This is a genomic window from Microbulbifer maximicatervae (SeqCode) (assembly GCF_056231245.1).
The window spans coordinates 1,897,889-1,915,249 of the sequence record NZ_CP174334.1; the positions used below are offsets into that span (position 1 = coordinate 1,897,889).

General features: G+C 41.9%; 14 protein-coding genes and 1 pseudogene. 10 read left to right on the forward strand and 5 right to left on the reverse strand.

Annotated elements, in window-relative coordinates:
* Positions 1 to 902: 902 nt before the first annotated feature.
* Complete coding sequence (locus tag ACJJIS_RS08220; protein WP_475709972.1) at positions 903 to 2,216, forward strand: alpha/beta fold hydrolase; 1,314 nt, start codon at positions 903 to 905, stop codon at positions 2,214 to 2,216.
* Positions 2,217 to 2,343: 127 nt separating this feature from the next.
* On the opposite strand, the gene ACJJIS_RS08225 is transcribed toward ACJJIS_RS08220, so the two are convergent.
* From ACJJIS_RS08225 to ACJJIS_RS08235, 3 genes are all read right to left on the reverse strand, one after another.
* Complete coding sequence (locus ACJJIS_RS08225; RefSeq protein ID WP_444898305.1) at positions 2,344 to 2,853, reverse strand: OTU domain-containing protein; 510 nt, start codon at positions 2,851 to 2,853, stop codon at positions 2,344 to 2,346.
* Positions 2,854 to 2,892: 39 nt separating this feature from the next.
* Positions 2,893 to 4,031, reverse strand: a protein-coding gene (locus tag ACJJIS_RS08230; RefSeq protein WP_475708187.1) for an IS3 family transposase whose coding sequence is annotated in 2 segments (ribosomal slippage) — positions 2,893 to 3,782 and positions 3,782 to 4,031 — 1,140 coding nt in all. Because the reading frame shifts where the segments join, the coding sequence is not laid out codon by codon here.
* Positions 4,032 to 4,398: 367 nt separating this feature from the next.
* Positions 4,399 to 4,752, reverse strand: coding sequence for a hypothetical protein (locus ACJJIS_RS08235; protein WP_475709973.1), 354 nt, complete (start codon positions 4,750 to 4,752; stop codon positions 4,399 to 4,401).
* A 2,038-nt stretch (positions 4,753 to 6,790) separates the two neighbouring features.
* Here ACJJIS_RS08235 and ACJJIS_RS08240 point away from each other — a divergent pair.
* From ACJJIS_RS08240 to tnpA, 8 genes and pseudogenes are all read left to right on the forward strand, one after another.
* Positions 6,791 to 7,636 (forward strand): hypothetical protein, encoded by an 846-nt coding sequence (locus ACJJIS_RS08240; RefSeq protein WP_475709974.1) that lies wholly within the window; start codon positions 6,791 to 6,793, stop codon positions 7,634 to 7,636.
* A 55-nt stretch (positions 7,637 to 7,691) separates the two neighbouring features.
* Complete coding sequence (locus ACJJIS_RS08245; protein WP_475709975.1) at positions 7,692 to 8,594, forward strand: helix-turn-helix transcriptional regulator; 903 nt, start codon at positions 7,692 to 7,694, stop codon at positions 8,592 to 8,594.
* 298 nt (positions 8,595 to 8,892) lie between these two features.
* On the forward strand, positions 8,893 to 9,342 hold the full coding sequence (locus ACJJIS_RS08250; protein ID WP_475709976.1) for a hypothetical protein: 450 nt from the start codon (positions 8,893 to 8,895) through the stop codon (positions 9,340 to 9,342).
* Between the two features lie 47 nt (positions 9,343 to 9,389).
* Complete coding sequence (locus ACJJIS_RS08255) at positions 9,390 to 9,602, forward strand: hypothetical protein (RefSeq protein ID WP_444898300.1); 213 nt, start codon at positions 9,390 to 9,392, stop codon at positions 9,600 to 9,602.
* Positions 9,603 to 9,619: 17 nt separating this feature from the next.
* On the forward strand, positions 9,620 to 9,964 hold the full coding sequence (locus tag ACJJIS_RS08260; RefSeq protein WP_475709977.1) for a hypothetical protein: 345 nt from the start codon (positions 9,620 to 9,622) through the stop codon (positions 9,962 to 9,964).
* On the forward strand, positions 9,958 to 10,191 hold the full coding sequence (locus ACJJIS_RS08265; RefSeq protein ID WP_475709978.1) for an EscU/YscU/HrcU family type III secretion system export apparatus switch protein: 234 nt from the start codon (positions 9,958 to 9,960) through the stop codon (positions 10,189 to 10,191). The genes ACJJIS_RS08260 and ACJJIS_RS08265 overlap by 7 nt, the downstream gene beginning before the upstream one ends.
* A gap of 31 nt (positions 10,192 to 10,222) precedes the next feature.
* Complete coding sequence (locus ACJJIS_RS08270) at positions 10,223 to 10,690, forward strand: type III secretion system chaperone (RefSeq protein WP_444897028.1); 468 nt, start codon at positions 10,223 to 10,225, stop codon at positions 10,688 to 10,690.
* Between the two features lie 861 nt (positions 10,691 to 11,551).
* Positions 11,552 to 11,986 (forward strand): annotated as a pseudogene (gene tnpA, locus ACJJIS_RS08275) (IS200/IS605 family transposase).
* 212 nt (positions 11,987 to 12,198) lie between these two features.
* On the opposite strand, the gene ACJJIS_RS08280 reads toward tnpA, so the two are convergent.
* Together ACJJIS_RS08280 and ACJJIS_RS08285 are read right to left on the reverse strand one after the other, a co-directional pair.
* Entirely contained in the window at positions 12,199 to 14,253 is a 2,055-nt protein-coding gene (locus ACJJIS_RS08280) for an FG-GAP repeat protein (RefSeq protein ID WP_475709979.1), read from the reverse strand.
* Positions 14,254 to 15,434: 1,181 nt separating this feature from the next.
* Positions 15,435 to 16,451, reverse strand: coding sequence for an IS630 family transposase (locus ACJJIS_RS08285; protein ID WP_444897030.1), 1,017 nt, complete (start codon positions 16,449 to 16,451; stop codon positions 15,435 to 15,437).
* Positions 16,452 to 16,760: 309 nt separating this feature from the next.
* Here ACJJIS_RS08285 and msrA point away from each other — a divergent pair, with 309 nt between their 5' ends.
* Complete coding sequence (gene msrA, locus ACJJIS_RS08290; RefSeq protein ID WP_475709980.1) at positions 16,761 to 17,300, forward strand: peptide-methionine (S)-S-oxide reductase MsrA; 540 nt, start codon at positions 16,761 to 16,763, stop codon at positions 17,298 to 17,300.
* The last annotated feature ends 61 nt before the right edge of the window (positions 17,301 to 17,361 follow it).

Genomic DNA, 17,361 nt, shown 5'->3' on the forward strand with positions numbered 1-17,361 from the left:
ATTTCCTTTAAAGCTTAGCCTATCACCGATATTCTTTGAGGTCCGACGGGAAGTCTAGGCGTATCCAGAGCCCCCTGATTAATGTTTCTTTGTATCTAACAACAATCAAGTAAGTGATGCCAAAAAAGTAATACTCTGAGAACTTTTCTTTGAGACATCATCGATCATGTCTGATGCGCGGAGTAGTAAGAGGGAGATAAAAATCAAGATATTCGACTTTCTATAATACTTTAAGCCTAATAATGCATGAAAAATAGACAATGTGTAGTTTCTTCCTTTTTAACGTGACTTTAGTACCATCTATTACTAGCATACGATGACTGCTCTTAGTCAGGCAGGAGCATCCGAGCTCCTCAAGTTCGTGGTACAAAATATTTATATCAGGCTAATAGGAAAGCCACTAACTGGATATTTTCATAGGTATTACGGGTAGTCAGCTATTCGAGTAGAACCAATGGGTCAAAAAATTACTTTGGATTAAATATGTCTTTTTGATGGCTGCTACGATTGTATAGACGCTTCTTAAGGGCTAAGGCTAGGTGTGGCGAGTTGCGCTTTACGCTTCAGCCCAAAGATGATCTGAGGTAATTTGGGACTCCTTAGGACTTTGTACAAGAATTGGTAAATAGGTTGTTGTGAATATATCAATTCAAATGTTTGGCGAGTTGGCTGTCTACCATGATGGTTCAGCGATAAGTTTACCTCGCTCCAAAAAAACCCGAGCAATCCTCGCGTTCTTGTTATTGGCTTCAAGGCCACACCGTCGTGATCGTTTGTGTGAGCTCTTCTGGGATCTGCCAGATGATCCTAGGGCATCGCTAAGGTGGTCTCTTAGTAAGATCAGGCCTATTGTGAATGACCCGCACAATGCGCGCTTAAATGCAGATCGAGAAAGGGTTCGCATGAATACGGAAGATATTCATATTGATGTGAGGGAGCTAGCTTCAAAGCTTAAAGCTCCTGAGTTATCTTACAGTGAGCTTCTGTCAATTCATGATGAGCTAAAGGAGACTTTCCTAGACGGTATAGATTTGCCTGATCAGGAGCTTTTTCAGCAGTGGTTAGTAGCAGAGAGGGAGGAGGTGGGACGCTTGCGAGGGCAAACCTTATCGCGCTTGTCATCCCATAAAAACAGCCCGCCTCCAGAGCAATTAAAGTGGGCGCGAGATTGGGAAACGCTAGAGCCATTTAATCCTAACGCAGCAACTCAATTACTAAACAAGCTAGAAATGTTAGGGCGTATTGAGGAGGCTGATAGTATTCGCCCAAAACTTTTAGAAAGATTTAAAAGGGCTGGCATATCATGGGCACCAAAGAATAACTTTGCGATAACTTATGAAAAAGGATTTAAGAAGCAGTCATTAGAACGTACATTAATTAAGAGCCAGAAAGTTAAATTTTGTAAAGCATCAGATGGTGCTCGAATTGCCTACGCATCTATCGGTAGGGGAACTCCAATCATAAAAGCTGCGAACTGGTTAAGCCACTTAGAGTATGATTGGGAATCCCCAATTTGGAGCCCTTTGTTCCAAGCTTTATCCGCTGAACACCAGTTTATACGCTATGATGAACGTGGAAATGGTCTATCCGATTGGAATGTGGATACCATTTCATTTGAATCATTTGTAACTGATTTAGAGACGGTTGTGGAAGCAAGTGGTGTTGATAAGTTCGCCTTACTCGGGATTTCTCAAGGGGCAGCTGTTTCTATTGAATATGCAGTACGCCATCCGGAGCGCGTTAATAAGCTGATTCTTTTTGGAGGGTATGCAGCAGGTTGGCGGACTGGGGCAACTGATAAGATCATTAAAGAGCGTGAAGCTATAATAACACTTACAGAGTCAGGTTGGGGGCAAGACAACCCTGCATACAGGCACATCTTTTCGTCCACCTTTATGCCTAGCGCGAAAGCTGATGAGTTAGATTGGTTCGACGAATTTCAGCGACTTACAACATCAGCGAATAATGCAGCCCGATTTCTTTCAGTTTTTGGTAGTATAGATGTTCGCGATAAACTTAAAATGGTTACTGTACCGACACTGGTTATCCACTCGCTGGGTGATCAAAGAATACCAATACAGCAAGGGATTGATATTGCAGCAAGCATCCCAAATTGCAAGTTCGTGGGTTTGAATAGCGATGGCCACCTTTTGCTTGGGCGTGAACCGGCTTCTAAGGTTTTTGTAAATGCAGTGAAAGAATTCATCTCTACTTAGCTCAAAGGAGGCGCAGATTTGTAAATCTCAATGCATGAGAAAGTTTCATTTCGAGTATAAGGTTGACGGATCAAAGAGGGAGGCAAGCCTTCCTGGACAGATTGGAAACACAACGCAGCAATGCAGACTAAATAATTTCATTAATGACAAAACCTTGAGCTAATGAGTGGTTAGGATTATCTGCTACCCAGTCACCAAGTTTCTGTCGAAGAGATGCATAATTAATCTGAAGGTTATTTAAATATTTAGCTGTTGCTGCAAATAAGCAATTTCCATCTTCTGGGGCATTAGTTAATTCTAGCTGCTTTGCTTTTTCTAACTCAATCAAATCTGATGGATTCTTGACTACATTGTTAATTAGTTGATAGTGATTGTTGTCTAGGAATAAATTTACTGCAGACGAACTAGAAAACTCTTCACCTATCGCCAAGACCTGGTTGTAGCCAGGAGAAATTATATTGATAGGCCTTATTATACATTGAGGCAAAAGAGATGGGTGCATATCTAAAAGCTTGGTGTTCCAAGCTCCGCGCTTCTTAATATCATTTACACACTTATGTAAAGCTGATTTTTTTTGTATCGGAGAGGGTGGCTTTTCGATCGATGCAGAAGATGTTATTTCTGAGGGGGTTTCCATATGCTGACCTGTTGTGGTCAACTCCAACCGGACACTTCTTTAAGCACATTTCTCAAATTCGATAGGGGCTAGGTCTCCCAGTGTTGTATGTATTCTGCGTGAGTTGTAATAAGCAATATAGGCTCTTACATCTGCTACCGCATCCTCCCTTGTCGGATAAAGGTTTCCCGTTACCCACTCCCGCTTCAGGCTGCTGAAGAAACGTTCAGTCGGTGCGTTGTCCCAACAATTTCCCTTACGGCTCATTGAACACACCATCCCATGCTGACTCAATAACGTTTGGTAGGTATGGCTGGCATACTGACTGCCACGATCAGAGTGATGCAGGAGACCTTTTGGGGGCGAACGCAAATTGACAGCCATCATCAACGCACGAGTTACCAGGGCCGTTTCCATCTTGCGATCTAGATGCCAACCAATAATCCGGCGCGAATAGAGATCAATCACTACCGCCAAGTACAACCAGCCCTGCGAAGTCCAAATATATGTAATATCAGTCGTCCAAACTTGATTTTTAGCGCTCGGTGAGAACTCCCTATTCAGAAGGTTCTCTGCGACCGGCAGGTGATGTTTACTGTCTGTCGTCAGTGTAAATCGCTTCTTACGCTTTACTGCCAAGCCTAGCTTTTTCATGAGCTTGCGGACTCGATAGCGCCCGACTTCAAAGCCTTCTTTACGTAACAGCTTCATTAACCGACGACTTCCCAGGCTCTGTCTAGATTCTGCAAATAGGGCCTTCAAACGATGGCATAGTTGCCATGTTTGAGCATCTATTGAGCTATTACCACGGCAACACCAATCGTAATAACCAGTTTTACTTACTTGCATTACCCGGCAGAGCACCCTAACAGGAAAGCTGCCTTGCTGTTTTTCAATAAAGCTGTACTTTATTTCATTTCTTTCGCAAAGAAGGCGCTGGCCTTTTTTAGGATTTCTTTCTCCATCCGCAACTGCTTATTTTCACGTCGTAATCGCTCTAATTCTGCGCGCTCACCTACATCCAACCTCACACCGTCTTCTTCCTGCTTCAGTTCCTTTATCCAGCGTCGCAGGTTATTGGCTGTTGTTCCTACAACCTCTGCTGCTTTAGAAATTGAATACCCTTGCTCAGAGACTAGCGCTACGGCGTCTTTCTTAAATTCCGGCTTGAAATGCCGACGTGTACCTTTTGTTGTCATACTTCACCTCGCTTGGTAGTTTTACCATCTTAGCGAAGTGTCCGGAAGGATTAGACCACTACAACCACTATATACTCCATTGGTATCAGCAAAAACTATAATATACGATTTAAAAGTATATCTACGAAGTCTCTCAAAGCTTGATGCAGTGTTAGGTTCTAGTGTGCACTGTAGAGATTTCTTGGATGGTTTACTTGTATGGAAAATCTTAGGTGGACTAAAGTTAAAGGACAGCATAATTTATCCTGTTCATAATTATTAGATTCTTTAAGGGTGGTATAAAATTAATCAGTTCAGCGATTTTTGGGTAATCAAAAGTAGTAAGTCTATATACGGTTGAATAAATTGACCGTTGTGCTAATTACCCTTATGATTTGCTATGCAAAATATCATTTTCAACATTCTCTACAATTTTTACAACTTCAGTGAGTTTTTCTGCAATATTTAAAGTGCTGGCCGCTCCTGTTATTGTACTTAGTTGTTGTAAAAAACGAATTAGTGCTCGTTTAGAAGTACTTGCATCAATAGGCGCGTCGCCCCCAGTAATAAAATTGGGGGAGGAAAGAGGTAAGCGATTAAAGTTTATATCTATCAATCTTTGCATATCTTTACGCACATGGCAGAACTCCCCCTGATACTGGTCGACAGCAATGTCAGCTGAGTACTTAGAATCTATTTTACCTGTGCTAATTGTCTGGTTTACATGAGTTATTTTAGACATAAAGTAGTAATTTCAAACCTTAACTATAAGACCTGCTAAGCTAATCCTATGAAGATCTCGGGTATTTTACAAATTAAAAAACAATTTACGGCCCTCTATATCCATACAAAAGGTATATATAGGTGGAACCTAGTTATCATAGAGTGAAAATCCTATAAGTCATTTACTTGAGTTATGGTAACTAAATGCAGATTTTCCTGCTTTAGAATTCTTCGACGAAATTATTAGTTCTGGTCATTTTTAGTACCTCTGGTTACAGTAGATGCCAATTTCAAGTTTGTAAAAAATATATCGATTAAATAAAAAATATTCTAGCGTTGATTAACCAATATTCCGCAAAATATTTTACGGCAACTTTCGTGGGAGGCTTCCGCCATCAAGAATTAGGTGCCTCTGAACAACTTCATGATACCTCTGGATGCAGAGCGGTTCACAATCAAGGCGCGGCTTGGCAGGAATCGCTAGATCTTTCAATAAGTCGCAGCGCGGAGTGTGAATCGCTACGCAAGCCCCGAAGGGCAGGTCTTAAAGGCCACAGCTGTACAGCCATTCACGGCGATCTACGCTTAACCCTGCAATATTCAAGGCCTGCAGAGACATTGCGGAGTTGTTCAGAGACTCTCGAAGAGACTTCTGATTAAGGAGGTCTTATTATCGGACCAGCCTGGGCTGGATAAAAATTGGGCTTCTCACGAAGATAGCTTTAACTTTTGCACAAATCTCCCAAGTTTTTGTCTGAATTCCTCTGTGTACGGATTTCAGGCGCAATATCCCAAGGCAGCAAGATATTTTCTCCCTATCCATAAAATCGTAAAGCCTACCTGTAATTACAGGTGTCAAGTATTTTTCACCAACCCGCGTTATCGAGCATTATTGTAGCCAAGCTGACACTTGATATAGCGGAAGGGGTGACCCTAACCTGCATCTCTTTCTTTTCAACTTTACGAAGTGACATTTGACCTGGAAGGGATTTAGCTTGTTCGGTCTAAACGCTATGTACCAGCCCACCATTGTCTCTTTCAGATATTCCCGCTTTACCATACCGATGTATCCAGAATCACCTTAGGTGATGCAAATCCAAAGAGCTGGCAGCTGATGTGGTATCCATATGGAGATACTGATGATAGAGAGTGACAGTTTTAAATACAAATCATAAAGAAATCCGCAGATTAAGGAAGCTAAGATTATCTTTGTAGAACCTGCCAAATGGAAACACATGAACAGTATTGATGTCACGCTGAGTAAGTAGAGTATAAATCAGTCGCATCATCAAGACTGATAACTTGGCGGGGAGGCGGGGCAATCAAGGAGTGATAAAAATTTTCAGCTATCGGCCGTATAGCAGACAGAAGCTCGTAAAGAGCTGATCCCAATTGTTGATCACCGATAGGGTGTGGATGTTTGTGAGGTCGATGACTGAGTCGGGGCTGAAAACGGAAATGGAAGGGCACAGAACAATCAACTGATAGATTAAACGATACTTCAAACGCTAGATCAAATGGATACAGGGTTTAATAGGATTAAGTTGAATGAGGCTTAAATAGGTCAGCATAAATAACTTTGAGAGATATCCAGCGAAGAACAATAAACTGGGAAGTCTCGCTTCAAAAAAATGTACTACTTCAGCATGAGTTAAATCAAATTTAGAGCGATAGATGTGAAGCAGAATAAACTTTAAGCCTTGCAGGACACTTAATACGCGAAGTCAGACACACATATTAGTGGAGTGATTGAGGGGGCTAAGCTAGATGAAGCACTGTGCCACGAAACAGGGAAAAAAGTCTAAAATCAAAAAAAAAAACAGGAAAATCTAAAGCGTGAATTCTGATACTACGTAACATGGCTACTAAATATTGTACTGAAACAAGAATTTTCCCCGGGGCATTTAGCAAAACCGAAAATTCTTACTGGGTCACTCGATAACATATAGATTTCGCACAAGATGTATACAAAACTGGTGTAGGCTCAAAGGAGACAGTATGACCGGAATCAATTGGGGGCGAGCCTAAGGGTTATTAGTATGGCCTCCCAGAATAGTATGAAAGCGACCAAAAGTGAAGAAACTAACCTATCTGATAGTGGTGGGGATGTTTGGCTTTTTGGAGCATCGAAATTTCGCTATGACAGTGATGGGAATGTACGTGAAGCAACAGAAGGTGAGATTCTAGGTCAAACTCGAAGTTCGCCTACAGCTATGATTGCTGTGCTATCAGAAGGGTCCAAGTTACTTCTGTTTGATGCGAATGGTGCATTCGAACAAGATGTGGATGCAATTGCGAAGCTCTATACTCAGGATGATCAAGCACCCGAGCAAATAAGTGAGGAGGTTCGTGCGGCAAGAGAAGCTTTGCGAAATAAGATGAGGGCGGATATCAACGCGGGTGTATTTTCGGTCTATGATGCAGGTAGATATTATCATAATGATATTGAGGTTGCACCAGAGAAAATTGTTTTTGAGATGAATGGGCTACTTGTTGAACATTTAGTGGATAAACAAAAAGCTGTTACAGATTTAAAAAGCAGGATAAATGCAGTAGATAGTTGGTTTCAGGAGCAGCTTTCACTAAAAGGCGAAATTGAAATGGTCGTAATGTATGACCTACATGAAAGACTCTATTTTGAGCAAAGGAAATTGAATACTCTGGACCCTGCTTACAATCCCATGCCCTGGAAAAAATCATACAAAAATAACGCAAGTATTGCTGATTGGAGAGGTGTAGGGGACTACCAAACCCCGCTAAGTAAATTTTCCTCAGAAACTTTTCCTAATAATGCGCAGATAAACTTAGTCGATAACCTAAATAGTGCATTTCAATCTATGATTGATGATCTACACTCTCATAATAGTACAACAATTAACGCACTATCAAAGTCTATTGTATAGATGTTGAGTTTGAGCGGTATATTTAAAGAAATAATTTTAGTGAGTTGTTGAAAGTATGAATATTGCCTTGAGTAAAGGGCAGGTATGCTGTTCAGAACGGGAAATAACTATTGAAAGTCACCATAGTGGTGATTTAATAGAATTGATTACTATTTCAATTCCTCAAGGAAAATCTGCTGCCTTCATATTTGCACCGGTTATTAATTTAGTCTTGATGGTAGCCGGTTCTGCAAGTATTACATATAACCAGTCCAAATTTGAGTTATCAGTTGGGCAGGTTTGGCTTGTTGGTTCTGATACAGACTTTAATTTGAGTAATAAAAGTGAGTCCCAGGATATTGTAGCTATTTGCGTTCGTATTCGTGAAGCAATGTTAGCCAGGTTCTATGAGAGGTATGACAATGCGCTTATTCTCAAGAAACAGGCTGCTAAAATGGTGGAGTCCTCATTACCCAAGTATGCTTCCCCAATCATCTTTCCAAGCTGTGAGCTAACGAGAATAACTTTGGACTCCTTTAGGCTGCTAGGCCGATTAGACAATGATGGGTTAAATGCTCTTAAGCTGGAAGAACTGCTTCTCTTGAAACTAAATAGTGAGCATGGGGAAATTCTTGCTGACGAACTGCTAAATAGGGTTAATCCTACACATGAGAAATTTAGAAGATTCATGGAGTCCAACACTACGAAGAACTGGTCTGTGGCTACATATGCGAAGCAAATAGGCATGAGCTTGACATCTTTTAAAAAAATGTTTGGACAAGTTTATAAAGAAAATTCACCAAAAGCCTGGATTAACGAAAAGCGGCTCCGACACGCAGATATCCAAATTCGTACTACCAATAGAAGACTGGTGGATATTGCCCTAGAGAGCGGTTTTTCTAGTCAGTCGTACTTTACCCAGCTGTATAAGTCAAAATATGGAATATCTCCATCTGAGGCTCGACAAAAATGTACCTGAGATATTTTTTATCGTGTCTATTTGGTTCTATAATAATAGGTGGTGCTGTACAAAAGACAAGTGATGCAGAGATAAGTTCGACACTAAGTATTGGAGTGCAAGTTGAAAGCGTAATATCAAGTAAAGCGTCAGATGTTTTGTTTTAAAAATATAATTGCTTAGAAGGATTCGCCCCTTTTTCAATTGACAAACTATCAGCTAGAGATCTTCAAAGAAAGCTAGCGTTAGGTAATTATGATGTTGTCATTAGTCAATGGATTATCTCAGATCAGGGGGGTGCAACAAGCTGGGAAAAAGGTTGATTGGTGAGGCATCTATTAATTGCTTTACTCTCAAGGAAAGGTATAACCTAGCAAATATTTCTGGCAGGGATGTTTTTTCGAAAGTAAAAACTATAAGCCATGTTGCTGATGACTCGTCCTTGAGAGTTGATCCAAGTTTGATAAATTTACATCCAAATGCTTTTGCATTTGTTGACTGTAAATCTATAAGTAAGTGTATAGACATGCTTAAAGAGGGCGATGTAGATGTTATTGCAACCAAGAGTTGGGACTCGATGCATTACATGGAGCATACGGTTCGGAAATATGATTTAGAGTTATACGAGGTGGAATTTTTTGAGCCTGGATGTTTCTATATGGGCTTGAATCCTCGAAGTCTTTCTCCAGAAGAGAGAGAAACGATAATGAATAATTTTAGTAAGCTTCAGGAAAATAGGAGTTGCTTGACAGCAATGCACGATAATTAATTGTACGCATAGCCATTAATTTATTTTGTTATACTTAAGGGGGCTAAATGAACTCATATAACGGTCCGCCACTTGTTGTCACTCGTATCGTTGAAAATCCCAAGGCTATAGATAGTATCCAACGTCAAGTTGAGCTGCCCCCTTTAGGGGAATCAATGCTTCAGACAATAGATAATAGCCTTAAAGAATTTTCATCATTTTTGCATAAATATAAGAATCTAAACCAAAATAGAGCTAAAGTTATCCCGAAAGGATATTGATGCTAGAACATTAAAAAATGACAAAAGCTTCTTTAAATGTGAAGGATGTGAGTAGGGTTTCTGAGCTGGCGAGCGCAATTAACAAGGATGAGTTTACTGAAGCTGGAACTCTAGAAGAGTTCAAGAGGTTTTCGATACACTTTTCTTTAGATATAACAAAGAAGGGAATAGCCCTTCTTTCATTGAGGTCACAACTTTCGGAGTCAGCAAGTGCTTCGATTAGTAATTCGAAAATATTGAAGAAAGTTGATAGAGAGCAGGAGCCAGTATTATCATCATTTGAATTCAAAGGAGGTATTTTAGAGTATGGTGCCAGGTCTTTAATTGACGAAGCCGGCATAGATCATAAGAATGTATGCTGACCTATACAAGCACGGGGCCTCCGTATGTAACTATGAAAGGTGAATTTATATTATCCTGGAAGATAAAAATTTTAGCAAGCAAGAATGATGTCCCAATTATTGAAAATGTACCCTTAGCAAGGGCGCTATATTCTAAGATAGGCGTTGATCAAAGTATAACCGATGAATTTGTTGAACCTGTAGCTGATGTTATTCGTTGGCTGAGGGCTCATGAAAAACAAGTTTAACTATTTAGAGATCTTATAAAGAGTACTCACTGTGAATTTAGATTTTCAAAGACTGATCCAGGATTTATCAATTAACTTACAGCAACCATTAATGGAGCCGGTAGAAGATTCATGTCGTATTTCTTGGGATGATATTGATATGCATATCTATCACCATGAAGAGAACAGCCGAGAGTTTGTAGTTTTAACTCTAGATATATGTGGCATACCCCAAGGTCAGGAGTTGCATTTCTGTAACTTGATGCTTCAAGCAAACTACCTGTGGATAGGAACAGAGTATGCAACGCTATCAATCAATCCAGAGTCACAAAAGGTAGTACTTTGTGATAAAGAATATTTTGAAAATATTGAGGTGGGTTCATTAGTAAAAAGGGTTAATGAACTGTATCAGGCGGCTATGTATTGGTATGAATTGATTACATCAAAAAATAACTCAATAAGTTCAGGAGCATTATCAGGTAATCTCAGTGTTGATAATAAGCTCGGTATAAAAGTATAACTTTTTGTGCACCTTGTTCATGAGGTGCGCAAAATACTGCTGATTGGATGTTAATCAAGCTGTATATTGCATGATCAATAAATATCTTCAGATCGCTATACAATTGTCCTTTGCATAAAAAAGTTAAAATTAAAAGAATTTTTATGTTTTCGCTGTTGAAGTTCGAATAAATGACTATGGCGGTGCTTCGGATCATTATGCCGCTGAATGACAAACTAACAAAATTATGCCTCGATTTTCTCATATCTGAGATCATAGATGGCCCTGATAAATCTTACTGTTTAAATTTTGATTCAAAATTTAGCGTTTTATTTTATGAGTTACGAAATGAATATTTGCTAGTTAGTGTTAATCTGGAACTATCCATAGAGGGGTGCTCCTAACGAATGCTATGCGAAAGGGCTATGCATGGCCTGGGTTTGCAAAATCTATAATAGCTGACGTTGTAAAATATTTCGGTTTTCAGACCATTATCAAAAATAGCGTCTCCTATGAAGAATTTTATGAATTTACAAATTATCATTGTTCATTGTGTGAAAGTGTTTTGCCAAAGATTAACTCTAACGAAATTAAGGAAAATCAGCTATATAAATATATTGCACCTTAGTGTTATTTTTTCTAATTAATTTTTGTGCTGTTTCGGTTAATTATGTATTGGCTGAAGATCTACGGAGTGAACCATTTAAATTTTATGCTGAAGAGCAACCATTAACTGATGTACTAGCAGTAATTGCAACGCATTCTAATTAACAAATAGGTAAACCACCGCCTCAGGCGGTGAGACTAGACAAGGCTCCGCCGTTCCGGCGTGCAGAGTAAAATATGGCCTCCATGAACCGGCAAGTTCTTTAAGGAGGCCATATGCTAGATTGGCAGTGCCATGCTCACGTGAAACATTATTGCAGGTACCATGTGGCATTTGTGCCCAAGTATAGAAAGAATGCGTTATTTGGAGCATTGAGACATGAGATTGGAGCAATATTCCGAGACTTATGTCGTCAAAAAGGTATTGAGTTGGTCGAGGGGTACGCAATGAGGAATCACATTCATATGTTGTTAATGATTCCTCCAAGGTTAAGTGTTTCCAATACGGTTGGTTTTCTGAAAGGGAAATCTGCGATCCAGATATTTCGGAAGTACAGGCATGTGCAGAGAAATTTCACAGGAAGACACTTTTGGGCTCAGGGTTACTGAGTGAGCACAGTAGGTCTTGATGAGCAGATGATTCGAGAGTACATCAAGCATCAAGAGGTTGAAGAACGCCGGCAAGTGCAGATGCAACTGGCGGGGTTGTAAATAGCCCCCTCTGGGGGCTTTCACCATACCACCCGCTATGCGGGTGGTTGCTGATTTGAGGGCCGATCTTAAAAGCAAAGTTCTTACTAAATTCTTAGAATGCGATTTTCTTTGAAAGATACCAGCCCTATAACCGAACTGCCTACGCAAGCGCCACTACCCCCCCAATCCAAGAAATAAGATGGGGGATTTTACTGGGCGTCAGGCTTCTATCAGTATATATAAACCGCACCGGATCCCTCAGCTTGGTTATTATCCGGATCACCATTAATACCAGTAGAGCTACTGCTTTCATTGGGAGCCCCAATAGCCAGGGTATCGCCATCTGCACTGAGGTTGACGGAAAAGCCAAAAGCATCATTTGCATCAGTATTGCCTGCTTTCAAATATGTTTTCTGCAACCAGGTCCCATCAACTAGAGCAAACATATAAGCTGCGCCAGCATTTTCGGCATTGTTATTGTTTTGGTCTCCCCCTACACCCTTAGCGATACTGCCCTCTCTGGGTGCTCCAACTACCAGAGTTCGACCGTCGGCAGTCAGGCTAACTGATTCACCAAAATTGTCAGAGGCATCTGAGTTGCTGGCCTTGAGATAGGCCTGCTGCGCCCACTGGCCATCTGCACGGGCAAAGACATAGGCAGCACCAGAGTCTTTGGCTGCATTATTGCTTAGATCGCCATCAGTGCCTATGGCATTGCTGTCTTCATTATTAGCACCAACGGCCAAGATGTTACCATTAGCACTTAGGTCAACTGACAAGCCAAACTCATCGTCATAATCAGAGTTGCTCGCTTTGATATACGCCTGTTGCGCCCAATTACCATCCGTACGGGAGAATACGTAGCAAGCGCCCGAGTAAAGGGCATCATCATTGCTTTGCTCGCCATTAATACCCACCGCTTTGCTATCCTCTCCGGTCGCGCCAACAGCCATAGTTGTACCATCCCCACTCAAGCTGACGGAAATTCCGAATTCATCCAGAAGACCGGTATTGCTAGCCTTAATATAAGCCTCCTGCACCCAGGTGTCATCTATATGGGAGAAAACATATACCGCTCCTGAATTCACAGTATTGCCGATTTCCTGACTCTCATTGTTATCCTCTATTTGCCAAGTTCCACTCTCGTCAGGGATGCCAAGTATAACAGTTGGATCTGTTTGATCGCCATTGATGCCAGTAGTGCTGCTATCTTCAAAAGGCGCACCTACAGCTAGAAGACGGCCGTCATCACTGAGGCTTAAAGAGCGTCCAAATAAGTCATAGGGGGATGTATTGCTAGCTTTGATATAAGCATTTTGTGTCCAGGCACCATCTAGACGTGTAAAAACATAGACCGCGCCGGATTGAGGGGCGTCAGTATTGGTTTGATCGCCATTGATACCCGTTGTGCCACTGTTCTCATAGAATGCACCAACGGCTAAAGTGTTGCCATCCCCGCTCAGATCTAAAACACCGAAAAGACCCCCTCCATTATTATTACTGGCTTTGATATAGGCCTCCTGTACCCAGGCGTTATCTACCTGTGTAAACACATAGACCGCACCTGCTGGGCTAGTTCCATCTGGGTTGACTCCATCATCGTTCTCCTGGTCGCCATTGATACCGGTCGCATCGCTTTCCTCTAAGGTAGCGCCTACTGCAAGGGTGTGGCCATCTGCGCTGAGGGCGATTGACACTCCGAAAACGTCCCTAATACCTGTATTACTTGCCTTGAAGTAGCCAATGCTCTCCACCAAGGTGTCGTTTACGCTAAGGGAGGTAGAATCAGTGCAAAGATCTTGCTCTCCCACCTTGTTACAAGCTTGCAGTATATATAGCGCATTTGTTCGGGCGTGCAGTGGGACTTGTACCTCAAGGGTCCCATTACCCTTGGGAATATCCTCGACTAAACGTGTGAAACCGGAAATTCCATCAGGATTTTCCAGCAGGTGGTAATGAGTAGCCCCTTCCGCATCGCTCCAATTAAAACGGAAAACCTTGATTGCCTCGAAGCTCAGGGTAAAACCCTGAACTGCTTCGGGGGCAGCAGGTGGGTCCTCAGCAGGTGGGTCTTCCGCAGGTGGGTCCTCAGCAGGTGGGTCCTCAGCAGGTGGGTCCTCAGCAGGTGGGTCCTCAGCAGCTGGGTCTTCCGCAGGCGACCCCGCTATAGTGGTATCTTCACCGCCAGTAGCGCCATTATTACCCCCTCCGCCACTACAGCCTGCAAGGGTGAATAGAAGCATAGCTATAGCCATGGATTTAAAAAACGGGATAGTCACTTTCATTAACTCTTATAGGTTTCACAAGGTTCAAGTATTATTAGATTTCACCCATATCTCATCTTTAGTTTTTGGTCATTATTTTGTTGATTTCTAAAGATTTCGGGAATAGATGGCCCTAATGAGTCATCGGGAATATCTATTGCCGCGTAAAGGTAAAAAAGGCCCAGGAATGAGCTACAAGTGAGGAGTGAAACACTCAGGCATCGAAAGTCTACAGAAGCTTCAGAGAGGTGGATATAGTATGCTGGGGGCAGGATAAATAATCAGCAGGTTAATACAATAAAGCACAATACATCGTCAGAACAAAATCAAGCTATTAATTCAGGGGTGGCGAGATTATCTTATTCGCATAGAATAGTACAAATTTACTCCAAATGTTCCAAGCACCTAGTTGACTAAAAACTCAGACGAAGCTTCCCGGTCGACGCAATTTTGTCTCCAGTGGGAACTTTGAAAAAACGTACTTATCACAAGCGGTGGACTAATTACTCCCAGTGAGCGAAGCAAGAATGTAACCACTGTTAGTTTAAGCCTGAATTACTAGAAAACAGGGAAAAAGTAAGTAATTCTAGCTCGTACATGTGGCGTCCTCTATGCAATCGAAGTCATGCGTCGCTTTGCTGGGGTGGCACTGACAAAGCCTATCCCGGATAAAAAAATCATCTTTAAGTTTTGCTATTTGCTTGAGACACAATAATTTGCTCGTCAACTCTTCACGGCTATTCACAAGCAGATCATAGAAAATGGCGTATTACTGAAAAAAGGATGCATCGTAGATGCAACAACTATCAGTGAACTATCAGTGCGCGCAGTTCTACCAAAAATAAGAAAAGCTCATAATCCAGAGATCTACAAGATCAAGAAGGGTGGGCAATGGTATTTGATATGAAACTTATTATTGGTGTTGATGATGAGACCGGAATCGTACACGCCGTTGGCACTACATCGGCGTGGAAATGTGGGAAGATCGAAATATGGTCTGTAACATAACGTTGAAGCCGAGCAAGCTAAAAATCTCTTCCGGAGAAAATTTGATTTCGTATAATGGAAAGAAGTACAGGTTGGGACCAAGCTGGAGCAACCCTTTCGCTATATTAAGACCAGTTTAGCTACAATAAGGCACGATATCATAGGTTAGTAGAAGCACTGAATGCTTGTGCTGACAGGCAGGATTTTCGAGCTTATTACCTAGGCAGCAGCAAAGAATACAGACGACTCTTGAAAAAATGATTTACAAGTTTTCTATTTTTCTTGATGCTCTGCAAATCTGCATTTGCACGACTCAGTAGTGTCTCACCTTTTTTCAGCGGCTTCTTTGAGGTCCCTATATTTCTCATATGATTCCAGACCAACTCATCTGGATTTAAGTCTGGTGCATATGGCGGTAAGAACACCACTTCAAGCTTGCCATCCTGTGAATCGATATACTCCAATACCTTTTTCGATTTGTGTACTGGGTGCCCATCAACAATGAGAATCACTGGTCTTTTCGGACTTCTCTGGAAATTTTTGAAGCATTCTACGCACTTTTCTGCCGTGAACTTTTCACTATAAATATGACACCAGAAGCCAACTCTGTTCGATAAAGCTGAGATCGCATTGATTGACTGTCTTTGACCACTCGTTTTTACCACTGGAGTTTTTCTTTTTTCTCCCCATGTCCTTTGGAGTGGATCGTCTGATCTGATATTAGCCTCGTCCAGCCAAAATATTTCTGCCCCAGTTTTTTTCGCATAAGATTTAATCTTTGGGTAGACTTCCTTTACCCATTTATTCACCGTCTTCTCATCTCTATCGTAAGCTCTTCGTAGAGGCTTTTGTGGCGTCAGGCCCAGTGTGCCGACACCAGAAATGCTAAGTTCAACCTTGAATCTCTCAAAAATCAAATCCGATACGATCTGACGTGTCCACAATCCGAAGTCAAAGCCATATTGCCTTGGATCGCTACCAATAATCCATCGCTTGACTTCCTTTTCTTCAATAGCTGATAGCTTTCTACCGCGTCCAGGTCTAATTTTTGGAGATAGCGCTTTAATACCTTTCTCCCGAGCAGTCCTTAACCATGGGAAAATAGTTCTGCTCCCCAGCCCTAAGCTACGACTAACCTCCGCCGCAGATTCTCCATCAAATACTCGCTGAACAGCAATTTTACGTATGAGGTGCTGCTTCTCAGTACTAAGTTTTCTGGCATCGTATTTCATGCAGTTTATATTGCCAGAGTGTACTGATTATTTCTGCCTGGCTAGTAAGTGCTCCCCCAAAAGAGTGAGCAGCTTGTTGCCTTCGGGTAAGCCTAAAATTGGCCTGTATTTGTGCTTGAAGTGCCTGTCGTATTTTTGGTGAAATGTAATCACAATCCGTAGAGATATTGTGAGATTATTTAAAGGCTCCCTCGGTTATCTGGGGCTCTTGGAGGCCGGTCCCCTCAACTTAACTTTAATTACTTTATGTCTAAAAGCGCCTAAAATCTAAAAATATTTATCCAATACCCAGTGGGACCCACTTTGTAAATGGCAACACCATTAAAGAGCCACTCCCCGAGCACCTGGAGGTCGCCATTTTTGGTATGGGGTGCTTCTGGCGCAGAGCATGGGTTCTGGGATACGGATGTTGTCTTTGCCACTGCCGTAGGCTACACCGATGGCGCCACTGAAAACCCGAACTACGATGAGGTCTGCACCGGTCGTACCGGGCATGCGGAGGTGGTAAAAGTAATCTTTGATCCGAAAAAGGTGGGCTATGCAGAGCTCCTGCGTATCTTCTGGGATCACCACGACCCAACCCAGGGGATGCGACAGGGTAACGATATCGGCTCCCAGTACCGTTCCTGTGTTTTCTGGCTGAATGAAGGCCAGAAACAGGAGGCGGAAGCAAGTAGGGCGGCTGTGCAGGAGGCGCTGGATGCTAAAGATCGCGGTCAATCACCACTGAGATCAGCATGGCCCAACCGTTCTACTATGCCGATGAATACCACCAGTGGTATATGGCTAAGAAAGAAGACGCTGTTTGCCCAATTCTTCGCAACCCAATGCACGACTAAACGTTGTTAGATTGCAGAAGCAGGCGGCGCGGTGAGTGCTGCCTGTTGTTGTGACGCTTAGCACAGTTAAT

Bases quoted from the DNA above. Each gene is read 5' to 3' on its own strand.
- ACJJIS_RS08220 (WP_475709972.1), top strand. From the start codon at position 903: ATGAATACGGAAGATATTCATATTGATGTGAGGGAGCTAGCTTCAAAG.
- ACJJIS_RS08225 (WP_444898305.1), bottom strand. From the start codon at position 2,853: ATGGAAACCCCCTCAGAAATAACATCTTCTGCATCGATCGAAAAGCCA.
- ACJJIS_RS08235 (WP_475709973.1), bottom strand. From the start codon at position 4,752: ATGTCTAAAATAACTCATGTAAACCAGACAATTAGCACAGGTAAAATA.
- ACJJIS_RS08240 (WP_475709974.1), top strand. From the start codon at position 6,791: ATGAAAGCGACCAAAAGTGAAGAAACTAACCTATCTGATAGTGGTGGG.
- ACJJIS_RS08245 (WP_475709975.1), top strand. From the start codon at position 7,692: ATGAATATTGCCTTGAGTAAAGGGCAGGTATGCTGTTCAGAACGGGAA.
- ACJJIS_RS08255 (WP_444898300.1), top strand. From the start codon at position 9,390: ATGAACTCATATAACGGTCCGCCACTTGTTGTCACTCGTATCGTTGAA.
- ACJJIS_RS08260 (WP_475709977.1), top strand. From the start codon at position 9,620: ATGACAAAAGCTTCTTTAAATGTGAAGGATGTGAGTAGGGTTTCTGAG.
- ACJJIS_RS08265 (WP_475709978.1), top strand. From the start codon at position 9,958: ATGCTGACCTATACAAGCACGGGGCCTCCGTATGTAACTATGAAAGGT.
- ACJJIS_RS08280 (WP_475709979.1), bottom strand. From the start codon at position 14,253: ATGAAAGTGACTATCCCGTTTTTTAAATCCATGGCTATAGCTATGCTT.
- ACJJIS_RS08285 (WP_444897030.1), bottom strand. From the start codon at position 16,451: ATGAAATACGATGCCAGAAAACTTAGTACTGAGAAGCAGCACCTCATA.
- msrA (WP_475709980.1), top strand. From the start codon at position 16,761: ATGGCAACACCATTAAAGAGCCACTCCCCGAGCACCTGGAGGTCGCCA.